Annotated in this window: 16 protein-coding genes and 2 pseudogenes; 6 read left to right on the top strand and 12 right to left on the bottom strand. The window is 72.1% G+C overall.

All coding sequences use genetic code 11. From position 1 onward, the window contains the following. Positions 1-5: 5 nt before the first annotated feature. A pseudogene (locus NGB36_RS04685) lies at positions 6-256 on the top strand (transposase); the annotation flags it as partial. A 9-nt stretch (positions 257-265) separates the two neighbouring features. Here NGB36_RS04685 and NGB36_RS04680 read toward each other — a convergent pair. The 5 genes from NGB36_RS04680 to NGB36_RS04660 all read right to left on the bottom strand — a co-directional run bounded on the left by NGB36_RS04680 (position 266) and on the right by NGB36_RS04660 (position 5,060). Beyond that, entirely contained in the window at positions 266-1,108 is an 843-nt protein-coding gene (locus NGB36_RS04680) for an SGNH/GDSL hydrolase family protein (protein ID WP_255918758.1), read from the bottom strand. A gap of 64 nt (positions 1,109-1,172) precedes the next feature. Further along, a complete protein-coding gene (locus tag NGB36_RS04675; protein WP_255918757.1) occupies positions 1,173-2,195 on the bottom strand; it encodes a hemolysin family protein in 1,023 nt (340 codons plus the stop codon). Then, positions 2,192-3,583: a hemolysin family protein gene (locus tag NGB36_RS04670; RefSeq protein WP_255918756.1), complete on the bottom strand. Its 1,392-nt coding sequence runs from the start codon at positions 3,581-3,583 to the stop codon at positions 2,192-2,194. The genes NGB36_RS04675 and NGB36_RS04670 overlap by 4 nt, the downstream gene beginning before the upstream one ends. Before the next feature lie 110 nt (positions 3,584-3,693). Continuing rightward, positions 3,694-4,119 (bottom strand): GNAT family N-acetyltransferase, encoded by a 426-nt coding sequence (locus tag NGB36_RS04665; RefSeq protein ID WP_255918755.1) that lies wholly within the window; start codon positions 4,117-4,119, stop codon positions 3,694-3,696. A 41-nt stretch (positions 4,120-4,160) separates the two neighbouring features. Further along, the gene (locus NGB36_RS04660) at positions 4,161-5,060 is read right to left on the bottom strand and encodes an LLM class F420-dependent oxidoreductase (protein WP_255918754.1); all 900 of its coding nucleotides are present in this window, start codon (positions 5,058-5,060) and stop codon (positions 4,161-4,163) included. Between the two features lie 82 nt (positions 5,061-5,142). Between NGB36_RS04660 and NGB36_RS04655 the strand changes: the two genes are divergently transcribed. From NGB36_RS04655 to NGB36_RS04645, 3 genes are read left to right on the top strand one after another with little or no spacing between them, the layout of a single operon-like run. Then, a complete protein-coding gene (locus tag NGB36_RS04655) occupies positions 5,143-5,442 on the top strand; it encodes a hypothetical protein (RefSeq protein ID WP_255918753.1) in 300 nt (99 codons plus the stop codon). Positions 5,443-5,458: 16 nt separating this feature from the next. Continuing rightward, a complete protein-coding gene (locus NGB36_RS04650; protein ID WP_255918752.1) occupies positions 5,459-5,686 on the top strand; it encodes a toxin-antitoxin system HicB family antitoxin in 228 nt (75 codons plus the stop codon). A 4-nt stretch (positions 5,687-5,690) separates the two neighbouring features. Continuing rightward, a complete protein-coding gene (locus tag NGB36_RS04645) occupies positions 5,691-6,065 on the top strand; it encodes a fic family toxin-antitoxin system, toxin component (RefSeq protein WP_255918751.1) in 375 nt (124 codons plus the stop codon). Between the two features lie 19 nt (positions 6,066-6,084). Here the strand turns inward: NGB36_RS04645 and NGB36_RS04640 are convergent, their stop codons facing one another. From NGB36_RS04640 to bioB, 4 genes are all read right to left on the bottom strand, one after another. Further along, on the bottom strand, positions 6,085-6,750 hold the full coding sequence (locus tag NGB36_RS04640) for a class I SAM-dependent methyltransferase (protein ID WP_255918750.1): 666 nt from the start codon (positions 6,748-6,750) through the stop codon (positions 6,085-6,087). Positions 6,751-6,832: 82 nt separating this feature from the next. Then, complete coding sequence (gene bioD / locus NGB36_RS04635) at positions 6,833-7,546, bottom strand: dethiobiotin synthase (RefSeq protein WP_255918749.1); 714 nt, start codon at positions 7,544-7,546, stop codon at positions 6,833-6,835. A gap of 18 nt (positions 7,547-7,564) precedes the next feature. Further along, positions 7,565-8,869: an adenosylmethionine--8-amino-7-oxononanoate transaminase gene (locus NGB36_RS04630; RefSeq protein ID WP_255918748.1), complete on the bottom strand. Its 1,305-nt coding sequence runs from the start codon at positions 8,867-8,869 to the stop codon at positions 7,565-7,567. Further along, positions 8,862-10,028 (bottom strand): biotin synthase BioB, encoded by a 1,167-nt coding sequence (bioB, locus tag NGB36_RS04625; protein WP_255918747.1) that lies wholly within the window; start codon positions 10,026-10,028, stop codon positions 8,862-8,864. The genes NGB36_RS04630 and bioB overlap by 8 nt, the downstream gene beginning before the upstream one ends. Before the next feature lie 151 nt (positions 10,029-10,179). Here bioB and NGB36_RS04620 point away from each other — a divergent pair, with 151 nt between their 5' ends. Further along, entirely contained in the window at positions 10,180-11,322 is a 1,143-nt protein-coding gene (locus NGB36_RS04620; protein ID WP_255918746.1) for an 8-amino-7-oxononanoate synthase, read from the top strand. 180 nt (positions 11,323-11,502) lie between these two features. Here the strand turns inward: NGB36_RS04620 and NGB36_RS04615 are convergent. Further along, positions 11,503-11,919: pseudogene (locus tag NGB36_RS04615) on the bottom strand (helix-turn-helix domain-containing protein); the annotation flags it as partial. 271 nt (positions 11,920-12,190) lie between these two features. Between NGB36_RS04615 and NGB36_RS04610 the strand changes: the two are divergent. Continuing rightward, the gene (locus NGB36_RS04610) at positions 12,191-12,619 is read left to right on the top strand and encodes an ATP-binding protein (RefSeq protein WP_255918745.1); all 429 of its coding nucleotides are present in this window, start codon (positions 12,191-12,193) and stop codon (positions 12,617-12,619) included. A gap of 55 nt (positions 12,620-12,674) precedes the next feature. Here NGB36_RS04610 and NGB36_RS04605 read toward each other — a convergent pair whose 3' ends face one another. After that, on the bottom strand, positions 12,675-13,166 hold the full coding sequence (locus tag NGB36_RS04605) for a C40 family peptidase (RefSeq protein ID WP_255918744.1): 492 nt from the start codon (positions 13,164-13,166) through the stop codon (positions 12,675-12,677). A 307-nt stretch (positions 13,167-13,473) separates the two neighbouring features. After that, complete coding sequence (locus tag NGB36_RS04600; protein WP_255918743.1) at positions 13,474-13,755, bottom strand: hypothetical protein; 282 nt, start codon at positions 13,753-13,755, stop codon at positions 13,474-13,476. Between the last annotated feature and the right edge of the window lie 6 nt (positions 13,756-13,761).

Here is a 13,761-nt window from a genome sequence, read left to right as displayed (position 1 = left end):
TGGGCATGCTGCCCCGCTTTCGTGTCCAGTTCCACGGCTGCCTCTACATCCGGGCGGATGCGCTCTTCGAGCTCACCGACGCGGTGCTGTGCTCGGACGGCCCGGTGACGTCGCGCTGGTCGAGCTGACACTCACAGCCGGGCACCGGCGTGGGCACGGCGCGATGTACGACGCGGTCAATCGCGGCTGGTTGGAGCCGCGCCGCCTACGGCGGCTGCAGGCCTCCACCCCGTTGCCCCGTGCGGCCGACGGGCGGGGCTCCGGGCTAGGGCCCCACCTGTCGCCAGTCCGTCACAGAGCCGGGGTTTGTGTGGTCCGCAGGGGTGACCCAGAAGGCTTTGCCCAGCTCAGCGCTAAACTGCGCGCCTGTCCGGCCGTCCCCGGAGGAGCGGCCGGTCAGCCGCCTGCCGACCCACGGCAGCAGATGCCGACGGGTGAACCTCACATCGGCGACGCGGCGCGCTGCCCACCCCGGCGGCACATCCGGCGGCAACGGCTCGTCCCAGTCGTACTGCGGCGGCAGACCCAGTGCCTGCCACACGGCCTCGGCCACCCGCTGGTGCCCCTCCGCGTTCAGATGCAGCCGGTCGTCCGCCCACAGCCGCCGGTCGCCGAGCACCTCGGCCCCGAACAGGTCCACGACCACTGCGCCGTGGCGTGCGGCGAGCGCGTCGACATGGGTGAAGAGCTGTTCCATCCGGGGCAGGAACCGCGTCGCCACCGGCCCGCGCCGCGCGGGGCTGCGCATCAGCACGAGCTGTCGGCAACCGGGAGCAAGCCTGATCACGGCTTCCTCCAGCCGCTCGCAGACCAGCTCCACGTCGCACTTGGGCCGCAGCACGTCGTTGAGGCCGCCAACCAGGGTCACCAGATCCGCGCCCATCGTCGCCGCGACGTGCGTCTGCTCCTCCACGATCTGCCCGATCAGCTTGCCGCGCACCGCCAGATTCGCGTAGCGGAAGCCGGGGGAGAGCTCGGCGAGACGACTCGCCAGGAGATCGGCCCAGCCACGGCAACTGCCGTCGGGCAGGTCGTCCGACATTCCCTCGGTGAAGGAGTCGCCGACGGCGACGAAGCTGGTGAGCGGGGCATTGGCGTCAGATCGCATGGCGCCGCGATCCTATCCGGAGCCCTTCCGCCCCTCACCGCAGGGAGCCTCACCGCACGCCGGGTCAGGTGCTCGCCGGCGCGTGGCCCACCAGCTCCCGCAGCACGTCCTCCATCGTCACAAGACCGACCGCGCGGCCGTCCGCGCCGACCACCGCGGCCAGATGCGCCCGTCCCCGCCGCATCGCGGTGAGCACGTCGTCGAGCGGCATCGTGGCCCGCACCCGGGTGATCGGACGCAGCGCCGAGGCGGCGAAGGGCTCCTGGCGGGGTACGGCGTCCAGCGCGTCCTTGACGTGCAGGTACCCCAGCACGCGGCCCGATGCGTCGGCGACCGGGAAGCGCGAGAAGCCCGAGGACGCGGCGAGCCGCTCCAGCCCGTCCGGGGTGATCCCGAGCGGCGCGTACACCACCTGCTCCGCAGGCCGCACGACCTCGCCGACCGGCCTGCGTCCCAGCTCCAGGGCGTCCTGCAGCCGCTCGGCCGCCCGCTCGTCGAGCAGCCCGGCCTGCCCGGCGTCGGTGACCATGCGGGCCAGCTCGGTATCCGAGAACGCCGCGGCCACCTCGCCCTTCGGCTCCACGTGCAGCAGCCGCAGCAGCGCGTCGGCGGAGGCGTTGACCGCGAAGACCACCGGCCGCAGCGCGTGGGTGAGCGCCACGAGAGGAGGCCCCAGGGCGAGTGCGGTGCGCGCCGGCTCGGCCAGCGCGATGTTCTTGGGCACCATCTCACCGAAGAGCATGTGCAGGTACGTGGCCGCGGCCAGCGCGATCACGAACGCGACCGGATGCACCAGACCGCCGGGCACGTGCGTCGCGTGGAAGAGCGGCTCCAGAAGGTGCGCGAAGGCAGGTTCCGCGACGGCGCCGAGCACCAGCGTGCACACGGTGATGCCCAGCTGCGCCGTCGCCATCAGCGCGGAGAGGTGCTCCAGGCCCCACACCACGCTGCGCGCCCGCCTGTCCCCGTCCTCGGCGAGCGGCTCGATCTGGCTGCGGCGCACCGAGACGAGGGCGAATTCGGCGCCCACGAAGAACGCGTTGGCGACCAGCGTCAGTGCGCCGATGCACAGCTGGAGAACGGTCATCGCGCCGCTCCCGTGGCACCTCCGGCGACCCCGCCGCCATCCCGTTCCTCGTCTTGTTCGTCGTCCTGCTCGTCACCCTCCGGCCCGGGCGGCGGCGAGGTGATCAGCAACCGTGCGGCGCGGTGGCCGGTATCGTCGGCCACTTCGAGCAGCCACCCGCCCACCTCCACGGTGTCGCCCGTCACGGGGATGCGGCCGAGCAGCGTGGCCACCAGGCCGGCGAGCGTCTCGTACGGCCCCTCCGGCACGCGCAGCCCCACCGCCTCCGCCTGGTCGATGCGGGTCGCGCCGTCCACCTCGTAGACCGTGCGGCCGTCGCCGGTCACGCGCAGGTACGCAAGGTCCGGCGTCTCATGCGGGTCGTGCTCGTCGCGCACCTCGCCGACGACCTCCTCGACGATGTCCTCCAGCGTCACGACGCCCGCCGTGCCGCCGTATTCGTCGATGACCACGGCCATGCTCTGCTCGCCGGAGAGCCGGTCGAGGAGCCGGTCGACGGTGAGCGACTCCGGGACCAGGAGCGGCTCCTTCATCAGCTCGGTGACGGGCCGGCGGTCGCGCAGGTCCGCCGGGACGGCGAGCACGTCCTTGATGTGCACCACCCCCACCACCGTGTCGAGGCCGCCGCGGTGGACGGGGAAACGGGAGAGCCCCGTCCGGCGGGTGGCGTCGGCGACGTCGGCCGCGGTCGCGCGCGCGTCGAGCGCCGTGACCTGAACGCGCGGCGTCATCACGTTCTCCGCGGTCAGCTCGGCCAGGTTCAGGCTGCGGATGAACAGCTCGGCGGTGTCCGCCTCCAGCGCGCCCTCCTTCGCGGAGTGCTTGGCCAGTGCTTGGAGCTCCTCGGGGCTTCGGGCCGAGGCCAGTTCCTCGGTCGGCTCGACGCCGATGCGCCGCAGCACCCGGTTGGCGGCACCGTTGAGGTGGCCGATCAGCGGACGGAAGGCCGCACTGAAGGCACGCTGCGGCGTGGCGACCGCCTTGGCGACCGGCAGCGGACGGGAGATCGCCCAGTTCTTCGGCACCAGCTCGCCGACGACCATCAGCACCACCGAGGACAGCGCCGTGCCCAGCACCAGTGCGATGGAGGACGCCGCTGAGCCGAGACCGGCGGCCCGCAGCGGACCGGTGAGCAGCTTGGCCACCGATGGCTCGGCGAGCATGCCGATGATCAGGCCGGTGACGGTGATGCCGAGCTGTGCGCCGGAGAGCTGGAAGGTCAGGCCCCGCACCGCCTTCAGCGCGCTGTCCGCGCCCCGCTCGCCGTTCTCCGCCGCCCGGGCCAGGATCCCCCGGTCCACGGTGGTCAGCGAGAATTCGGCGGCCACGAAGACGCCGCAGGCCAGCGCGAGGGCCAGGGCGAGGAACAGCAGCAGCACTTCGATCATCGGGGGACACCTCGCTGCCATGATCGGGCAGGGGCGGGCGGCACGCGCAGCGGCCGCGGTCGGGTACGGAAACACCAATAGTAAAGGATGAGCAAAGTGTGGGCGGACGCTCAGCGGGCGAGCAGCTTGGTCCAGCGGCTCCACTGCGGCTCGGGCGCATACCCCGCCGCACGCCAGGCGTGATGCGCCCGCTCGTTGCGGTCGAGCACCATCGCGTCCCCGCGGCGTCCGCCGAGCGCGACGAAGCGCCGCTCGGCGGCTTCGAGCAGATACGAGGCGATGCCTTGACGCCGCGCATCCGGGTGTACTGCGAGGCGGTACAGATGGCAGCGCCAGCCGTCGAACCCGGCGATCACCGTGCCGACGAGCACACCGTCGCGCTCGGCCAGCAGCACCGCCTCCGCATCGCGTTCGATCAGCCGCGCGACGCCGTCCCCGTCGTCGCTGATGCTCGTGCCCTCCGCCGCCTCATGCCAGAAGGCGAGCAGGGCGTCCACGTCGGCGGGCACAGCGGTACGTATCGCGACATCAGCCATGGTCGTCAGCAAACCAGCGGGCCCTGCCCCGGTCCAGCGGATTACTCACCGTCCTGCCTGCGAAGCTCAGCGATCACCGGGGCCATCTCCTCCATCGACGGCTCCAGCACGGTGACGTAGGTGAAGCCGAAGCGCTCGCGGTTGGCCCGCAGCCGCTCGGCGATCTCGCGCACCGTTCCGACCAGCAGGGTCGGCACCTGCAGGATCTGCTCCTCCGTCAGGTGCGGCGCGTACGGCTGCAGCTTGTGCGCCGCCGCCTGCGGGTCGTCGGTCACCGCCACGCGCTGGACGAGGATGTTCAGCTCCGGCAGAACCGCGCGACCGCGGGTGTACTCGCCGAAGGCCGCGACCCGTTCGGCGATCGTCTCCGCGCTCAGCAGGCGCATCGTCCCGGCGGGTTGTCCCGGTGCCTGCTCGGCACCGGTGAACGCGGCGATCTGCGCGTGGCGCGCCGCCAGCCGCAGCACCCGCTTGCCGTTGCCGCCGACCAGTAGCGGCGGCTTGGGGCTCTGCTCCGGGCGCGGTTCGTACTCGGGATCCGTGAGCAGCCGGTCCAGCTCTGCGACGGTGTGCTCCAGATGATCGACGCGGCTGCCGGGAGTGCCGAACGGTATCCCGGCGTCCTCGAACTCGGAGCGCACATAGCCGGTGCCGAGACCGACTTCGAGACGGCCCCCGGAGAGCCGGTCCGCGGTCGTCACCTCGCGGGCGAGCAGCGCGGGGTTCCAGAAGCCGGCGTTGAGGACGAAAGTGCCCACCCGGGGCCGCTCGGTGGCCTGGGCCGCGGCGATCAGCGACGGGAACGGAGCGGGCCACCCCAGGTGGTCGGGCACGAGGAGAACGTCGTAACCGAGCGACTCGGCATAACGGCACTTCTTCGCCCATTCGTGACCGGACGCCGCTTCGAGGAAGTTGATCCCGAACCTGAACTGCCGTGCCATGCAAGCCTCCTGAGGGTTCCGGTTTGCCGCCCCCATCTTCCCTGAGCACTGCCGCTCCCGTCGTCCCGTAGCCTCGGCGGCCATGGATGGGCTCATGGTGCCGCAGGCCGCACGCGACCGGCAGGTGCTGCGATTCGGCGTCTCGGCGCACGAGTGGTGCGACACGCCGCCGCAGCGGGTGGCGTCGCTCGCCGACCGCTGGCCGCTTACGCCCGGCGAGCAGCTCGGCAGCGGCACTTCGCGCGTGATCGCATGCCTGCGTGCCGACGGCACCGGCGCCTTCCTCAAGCTCACCCCCGATCCCGCCGTCGCCCGAGCGGCCCGCGGCCCGGCGGACCCGCACAACCGGCTGGTGCCCGCCCTTGCCGATGCTAGCGGATAAGCGCTAGCTTTATGTCATGGCGAAAACGCAGCTGAACGTGAGGGTGGACGAGGCCACCGCGGAGACCGCCCGTGCGCGGGCGTCCCAGCGCGGGATCAGCGTCAACCGCTACATCGAGGAACTCGTCCTCGGCGACCAGGGCGAGAGCGGCAGGACGTTCGTCCAGGCCGCCGCCGACTTCATGAAGCAGTACGAAAGCGTCTTCGCCGAGGAGTTCGGCGCGGAGCGAGAAGGCCGCCGTTGATCCTGTGAACCTCACCATCGACCTCGCTTGGCTCCTCATGGTCGCCGAACGCAACACGCCCGGAGACCCGCAGGTCACCGACTGGGGCGCGTTGCTGGCCGCCGTCGCACGTCACCAGGGTGAGATCTTCGGCACCCCCGTCTACCCCGACCCGCAGCTGCGCGCTGCCGCGCTCCTCCAACTGCTCGTCCACATCCCCGCGTTGGAGCGCTCCAACGCACTGTTCGCCACCGCCGTCGCCTACGCCTATCTCGTCGCAAGCGGGCTGAAGGTCGTCACCTCGCCCGAGCAAGTACGGGATCTGGCCCGGCTGGTGAAGGACGGCACGGCGGACGTCGGCCGGATCGCCGACGAGCTGCGCACCTGGAGCGCCGGCTGAGCACGCTGCCGGACAGGGCTCAGCCCGGTCGTCGCACCGTGGCCAGCACATGCGTGGCGCTCGGCACCGGCAGCCGCCCCTGCGGGATCCGCAGCCGTCGCAGCGTCTCCATGCCGAACCCCGCCGCCTCGACGTTCGCGACCGTGTCACGACCGGTGTGGCAACCGCCCATCAGCAAGGGCCAGCACGTGTGGTCCACCGCCCACTGGACCACCGCGGCAGCGGCCGAAGGCGCCCGGACGTGCTCGAAGATCCGCAGTTCACCACCCGGCTTCAGCACCCGGTGCAGCTCCGCGAGGGCGCGCCGCTGATCCCGTACCGAACACAGCACCAGGCACGCCACCGCGCCGTCGAAGGCCTCGCTCTTGACCGGGAGGCCCTCGGCGGTACCCGGCACCACATCCACCGGCAGACCGGCACGGCACGCGGCATCCAGCGCCAGCCGGCGCAGATGGCGGTCCGGCTCGATCGCCACCACCTCGCAGACCTCACGCGGGTAGTGCGGGAAGTTCAGCCCCGTACCGGCGCCGATCTCGATCACCCGCCCGGAGAGCCCGGCCAGCAGCTCCCGGCGCAATGCCGCCACGCCCGCCCGCTCGTCCATGACGGGCGCGATCCTGCTGTAGAAGCGGGCGAAAACCGGATGGTGCACGGCGTCCCGCGGGGCGCTCGCCTGTCTGTTCACGCCGCTGCCCCCTTCGTCGATGACCTGATGGTGGCCTGTCGGTGACCGCCCTCAGTGAGGATTGTCCCGCCGGGCAGGCGCATCAAACCGCGGCGGCAGCGAATGCGCCCGCGTCCCAGCTGCCACCCAGTTCAGCGGCGACCCAATCGGGTGCCGCGCGGCGGAAGGCGGACGGCGCAAGGCGGCCCGCGCCCTCCGGAACCGCCCCCAGCAGCGGCACCCCGGCGGTGCCGGGCAGGTCGGCGACGTTGCAGCGGGCGGCGAGATCGGGCTCGCGCGGCCAGCTGCCCACCACCACGCCCGGACACGTCAGGCCCCGCCGCCGCAGCTCACGCACGGTCAACTCGGTCGCGTTGAGCGTCCCGAGACCGGCCGGCGCAACGACGAGCACGGGCGCGCCCAGTAGCGCCGCCGCATCCGCCAGCGTCGCGCCCCGGTCGTCGAAGCGCACGAGCAGCCCGCCCGCGCCCTCGACCAGCACCAGATCGTGACCAGCGGCGAGCTTCTCCGCGGCTTCGGCCACCGCCTCCGCCCCGATCTGCGGCATCGCGGCACGCCGGGCGGCGGTCGCCGGGGCCAACGGCTCTGGGTAGCGGGCGAGTTCGGCCGTCGTGAGCGGGCCGGCGAGCCGCGCCGCCTCGGCGGTGTCACCGGGCTCACCGGCGCGCACCCCCGTCTGGGCGGGTTTGAGCACTGCCACAGTGCGGCCGCGGCACAGTGCCGCGGCCGCGATTGCGGCTGTCGTCACCGTCTTGCCGACCTCGGTCCCCGTCCCCGTCACGACGAGTACCGGCATCTCGTGCACCGCCTTCCCTCAGCCCTCACGCGCTGCCGCTAGCACCGCGCGGCAGATCCTGGCCACGTCGTCGTCCCCGGTGACGTAGGGCGGCATGGTGTACACCAGATCACGGAACGGCCGCAGCCACACGCCCGCGCGCACAGCGGCGCGGGTCGCCGCCGCCATGTCCACTTCGTGGTCCAGCTGGACGACGCCGATCGCGCCGAGCACGCGGACGTCCCGCACCCCCGCGATGCCCGTCGCGGGCGCGAGCCCTTCGCGCAGCCCGGCCTCGACCCGCTTGACCTCCAGCTGCCATTCCTGGCCGAGGAGCAGATCGATCGAGGCGAGGGCCACCGCCGAGGCGAGCGGATTGCCCATGAACGTCGGGCCGTGCGCGAGCACTGGCACCTCGCCGCGCGAAATGCCCTCCGCCACGCGCGTGGTGCACAAAGCGGCCGCCATCGTCAGATACCCGCCGGTGAGCGCCTTGCCGACACACATCACGTCAGGCGCGATCCCGGCGTGCCCGGCCGCGAACAGCGCTCCCGTGCGCCCGAATCCGGTGGCGATCTCGTCGAGGACCAGCAGCACGTCGTGCTCGTCGCACGCCTCGCGCAGCACCCGCAACAGTCCGGGGGAGTGGAACCGCATACCGCCCGCACCCTGCACCACGGGCTCGACGATCACCGCAGCCAGCTCGTCAGCGTGGCGGGCGACCGTTTCCCGCAGATGCGCGGCGTACGCCGGATCCGGCGCCGCGTCGAAGCCGGCGGGCGGGGCGTCGGCGAAGACCTGCACGGGCAGTGCACCCGACCACAGGTGGTGCATGCCGCCGTCCGGGTCGCAGACCGACATCGGCTGCCAGGTGTCCCCGTGGTAGCCGCCGCGCCACGTCATCAGCCGCCGCTTGCCGGGGAGTCCACGCGAACGCCAGTACTGCAGGCACATCTTGACGGCGACCTCGACCGAGACCGAACCGGAATCCGCGAGGAAGACATGCCGCAGCGGCTCGGGGGTGATCTCGACGAGGCGCTCGGCGAGCCGCACGGCGGGCTCGTGGGTGAGCCCGCCGAACATCACATGGCTCATGCGCTCCAACTGGCCGCGGGCGGCCTCGTTGAGCACCGGGTGGTTGTAGCCGTGGATCGCCGACCACCACGACGACATCCCGTCCACCAGCTCGGTGCGGTCCCCGCCGGGTTTGGCGATCCGCAGCCGCACACCGCTCGCCGACTCCACGAGCAGGGGAGCGGTGCGGCCAGGCATCGGACCGTACGGGTGCCAGACGTGCTGCCGGTCGAGCGCGAGGAGCCGGCCGACGGTGTCCCGCTCAGGCATTGGGCGGCAGGTCGGTGCCGGCACCGCGGCGGCGCACAGCGACCAGATCGGTACGGGCGTCGGGGGCCTCGGACGCAGTCCCGGCCGCCCCGGCGGACTCGCCTCCGCACGGCTCGCAGCCGCCGGCGGCATGCGAACCGCAGCCGCCGGCGCCGGCGCGGTGCTCCGGAAGCGTCGTGGTGCCCGCGCCCTCCACCTCGAACCCGGCGTCCGCGATCATCTCCAGATCCGCCTTGCCCGCCTGGCCCTCGCTGGTCAGATAGTCGCCGAGGAAGATGGAGTTGGCCAGGTGCAGGGCGAGCGGCTGGAGCGTGCGCAGGTGGATCTCGCGTCCTCCGGCGAGCCGCACCTCCACGTCCGGGCAGGCGAACCGCACCATCGCCAGGATTCGCAGGCACCGCTGGGGAGTGAGCTGCCATTCGCCCGCCAGCGGTGTGCCCTCGAAGGGGATGAGGAAGTTCACCGGGACCGAGTCGGGGTCGAGTTCGCGCAGGGCGAAGACGACGTCCACCAGATCCTCGTCGGACTCGCCCATGCCGGCGATCAGCCCGGAGCAGGCGGAAAGGCCGGCTGCTTGCGCCTGCTGGACGGTGGAGACCCGGTCGGAGAAGTCGTGCGTGGTGCAGATGTCGCCGTAGGTCGCCTCGGAGGTGTTCAGGTTGTGGTTGTAGGCGTCCGCGCCCGCCGCACGCAGCCGGTCCGCCTGCCCGTCGGAGAGCAGGCCCAGGCATGCGCACACCTCGACGCCCTCATGCCGGCTCTTGATCGCCTCGATGGTCTGCGAGACCCGGTCGACGTCCCGGTCGGTCGGCCCGCGCCCGCTGGCCACCAGGCAGACCCGCTTGGCGCCGCCGGCCACACCCGCGCCAGCGGCGGCCGCCGCCTCGTCCGGCTTCAGCCAGGTGTACTTCAGGATCCCGGCCTCGGAGCCCAGCCGCTGCGAACAGTACGAGCAGTCCTCGGGGCACAGCCCGGACTTCAGGTTGACCAGGTAGTTGAGCTTCACCCGTTTGCCGAACCACCGGCGACGCACCTTCCCCGCCGCGGCCACCACATCGAGCAGATCGTCGTCAGAGGTCGCCAGCACGGCCAGCGCCTCCTGGCGGGTCGGCAATTCGCGCCGCAGCCCCTTGTCCACCAGCGTCTTCAGCAGGTCCATGGCGCAGATCCTCGCTCACGGCATGGCCCCGGGCCAATGGCGGACCGCACAACACACGCCGATCAGGGTGTGTGGATCGCCACACACGGTGATGCGAACGCGATGGTTAGGTTGCTACCGGACCTTTTCCCGCCGACGCACCAGGATGGCCATGACCCGCGACCCGTTCGAGTGGATCGGCGACCGTGCCGCGGCCCGCCTCCGTGCCGGCCTGGTACGGGAGCTGCGCCCGCGGCCCGCTGACGCCGACGTGCTCGACCTCGCAAGCAACGACTACCTGGGTCTCGCCCACCACCCCGAAGTCACCCGGGCCGCCGCCGACGCCGCGCTGCGCTGGGGCGCGGGGTCCACCGGATCGCGCCTGGTCACCGGGACCACCGAGCTGCACACCGAACTGGAAGCCGAACTCGCCGCCTTCTGCGGCTTCGAGGCGGCGCTGGTCTTCGCCACCGGCTACGCGGCCAACCTCGCCGCCGTCACGGCCCTGACGGCCGCCGGGACGCTGATCGTCTCGGACGCCGGCAATCACGCCTCGCTCATCGACGGCTGCCGGCTCTCGCGCGCCGAGACCACCGTCGTACCGCACCGCGATCCCGAGGCGGTGGCCAAGGAGCTCGGTGCGCACGACGGACCCGCGCTCGTCGTCACCGACTCGGTCTTCTCCGTCGACGGCGACTGCGCCCCGCTCGCCCGGCTGGCCGCCGTCTGCCGGGAGCCGGGCGCGGCCCTGCTCGTCGACGATGCGCACGGTCTCGGCGTACTCGGCGAGGGAGGACGCGGTTCGGCCGACGCCGCAGGGCTCGCCGGAGCGCGCGGCCTGGTCTGCACCGTCACGCTGTCGAAGTCGCTCGGCAGCCAGGGCGGTGCCGTGCTCGGCCCGGCGCCGGTGATCGAACACCTGGTCAACTCCGCACGGACGTTCATCTTCGACACCGGCCTGGCGCCCGCGGTCGTCGGGGGAGCGCTCGCGAGCCTGCGGCTGCTGCGTCGGGAGCCCGACCGGGCGGCGAGCGCCCGCGAGGCCGCGCACCGCCTGCACTGGGGGCTGACCGACGCCGGACTCGACGCCGTGGCACCCGATGCATGCGTGCTGTCGGTGCGCGCGCCCGGGCCCGAGGCGGCGGTGCACTGGGCGGCGGAGTGCCGCGCGGCAGGGGTCGCGGTCGGCTGCTTCCGTCCGCCGTCCGTCCCCGACGGGATCTCGCGGCTGCGCCTGTCGGCGCGCGCGGACCTCACCGACGAGCAGATCGCCGAGGCGCTCGAGACGATCGTCCGCACGGCGCCGCGGAGCTGAGCGGATGCCCCGTACGGAGCGCGCCGACGAACCGGGCCATTCGGCCGCGGGGAAGAGTAGCGCGGGGCCGGTGGGAGCCCTGGAGTCGCGTACGGCGAGCATCCGCCACCTCGGCTGGGCGGTCTCGACGCAGTTGTTGGTGCCGCAGCTGTATCCACCTCGCGCCGCGCTGGAATGGGGCAGAGCCGCCCGGGCGGTGACCGCGCTCGCGTAGGCGGGCCCGCAACAGGCCGGGGACGACGCAGGTCTCCAGCGTTCGGGCGCGACAGGCGTCGGTCTCCGGGTGATGAAGTCCCGGTAGGAGGGCGGGAGCAACTCCCGGTACTGTTGCCACCAGCCACGACGGCCGGTCCGCCGCTCCCCGGCAAGTGCCCCGAGCACACGCCGCAGTTCGGGCTCGGCCGTCGCGTACAACGCCAACAGCCTTATCACATCGGCTGGGTTCGCGGCGCTTCTGCCGGTCTCCATCCGGCTGACCTACGACTGGTGCCACCCCACGCGCTGGGCCGCTTGGACGCTGGTCAGGCCGGCCAGCTGCCGCTGGCGGCGCAGTTCCGCGCCGAGTGTGCGCCGGCGCACGGCTGGTCCCCGCTCCATGCTCCACGTCACCTCCGGATCCGGGACGCCTCGTCGGGCGCCAAGGCGACAGTGTGCAGCGCAAATCCGGTCTCCCGTAGCAGAGTTCACTGCTTTGAGGGACAGATATATGCAGAGGTTGGTGGATCGCCCGGTTCGGCGGCAGCATGGATGGCACTCTGGTGCGTAGCAGCACTCCGGGAAGGTTGCCGCTGACATATCCGTCCGCGGGAGCGCTCGGGTACGCCGACCGCCGGAGTCCCGGAGCCGGCGGAAAAGGGACAACGTCGCCATGGCAGACCATCAGGAAGCATCCGTCACCCTTCCGAGCGACCCTGCCTCGGTGACCACGGCTCGCAAATACGTGGCCGCAATCCTCGGTGAATGGGGACTGCCCGACGACGCTCCCGCCGGCGACACCGTGGCGCTGATCGTCTCGGAGCTCGCCACCAACGCCGTGCAGCACACCTTCGGGCAGTCGCCCACCTTCACCGTCGACCTGCGCCTCGACCGCGACGAGCAGTTGAGGATCGGGGTCACCGACAGCCATCCGCGCTGGCCGCAGCGGCTGCCCGCGGCCGTGCAGCAGGACAACGGCCGCGGCATGGTGATCATCCGTTACCTCACCGCCGAGTCGGGCGGCCGGATGTCCGTCACCCCGACGGAGGAAGGCGGCAAGACGGTCTGGATCAGCCTTCCCTGGGCCGTCCCCGCGCGGTGACGTCCTCCAGCAGTGACCTTTCTCAGTCGTCTCTCATTCCTCGCTCAATCGTCGCTCAATCGTCGTCCACCCGGCCGTACCAGACGTCGTCCGACCAGATCCGCTCCAGACGCACCAAGCCCCCGCTCTTGGGGGCGTGCAGCACTTCGCCGCGTCCCGCGTAGAAACCGACGTGGTAGATGCTGTCGCCGTAGTGGAAGAAGACCAGGTCGCCGACCCTGCGGTGGTCGGGTCGAATGTGCACGGCGTAGTCGTACTGGTCTTCGGCGGTGCGCGGGATGTCCTCGCCGGCCTGCTCGTAGGCGAACTGCGTCAACCCCGAGCAGTCGAAGGCATCGGGTCCGGCCGCTCCCCACGCGAACGGCGCCCCCTGCTCGGACTGCGCAATGTGGTAGGCGCGCATCGCCAAGGTCTCGTCGGCCTGGGCCCGCGTGGTCATTCCCGGTATCAGGGAGGTTCCGGCGAGTGCGGCCGCGGTGAGCATGGAGGTCGCGCCGATGCGGGTGAACAGCGCGGGGACAGCCGGTCGGTACAGATGCGCGGTCATGCGCGGCCCTTCGTCGTCCGCCTGCGAAGGGTGGCCTGTCGGGTTCGGACAGACGAAGTCATGCCCGGCCGCTTCCGCGGCTTCACCCCAAGGGGTCGGCCTCACCGGCCGGCCCCGGTCGTGAGCGGGTCCTCCGCTCCTGCCGTCAAACGGATCGTCATGTCGTCCGGGCAGCGGCAGGATTGGGCGTCCGCCGGGACCGCCCCGCCACTGCGGCGGGGGCTTGTCGTTCCAGGGACAGTCGCGCACACGCGCAGTCGCTTCGCACCACGGCGGGGTCTGTACGGATGTCGGCCTGCCGGGTGATTCAATCGCGAACGCACGGGATCGCGGGCAGCCGGGTGCGCCGCTCACCGTCGAGCACGCGCAGCGCACGCAGCAGTGGAGCGCCGTGCATCTCGCGCTCGCCGCGTTCGTACATCCGCTCCAGCGCCGCCCGCAGCGCCTCGGCCCGGCCCACCAGGGCCTGCGCCGCCCGCAGCGCCGAGTAGGTGTCCCCGCACCGGGCGGGGTTGACCCGGCCGAGCAGGTCGGCCACCTCCAGGTAGCAGTCGACGAGCTCGCCCTCCGCCCGGGTGAGCGCGGGCATCCTCGG

The organism is Streptomyces humicola (assembly GCF_024436035.1).
Lineage (GTDB): Bacteria > Actinomycetota > Actinomycetes > Streptomycetales > Streptomycetaceae > Streptantibioticus_B > Streptantibioticus_B humicola.
This window is presented reverse-complemented; position numbering and strand designations above follow the sequence as displayed.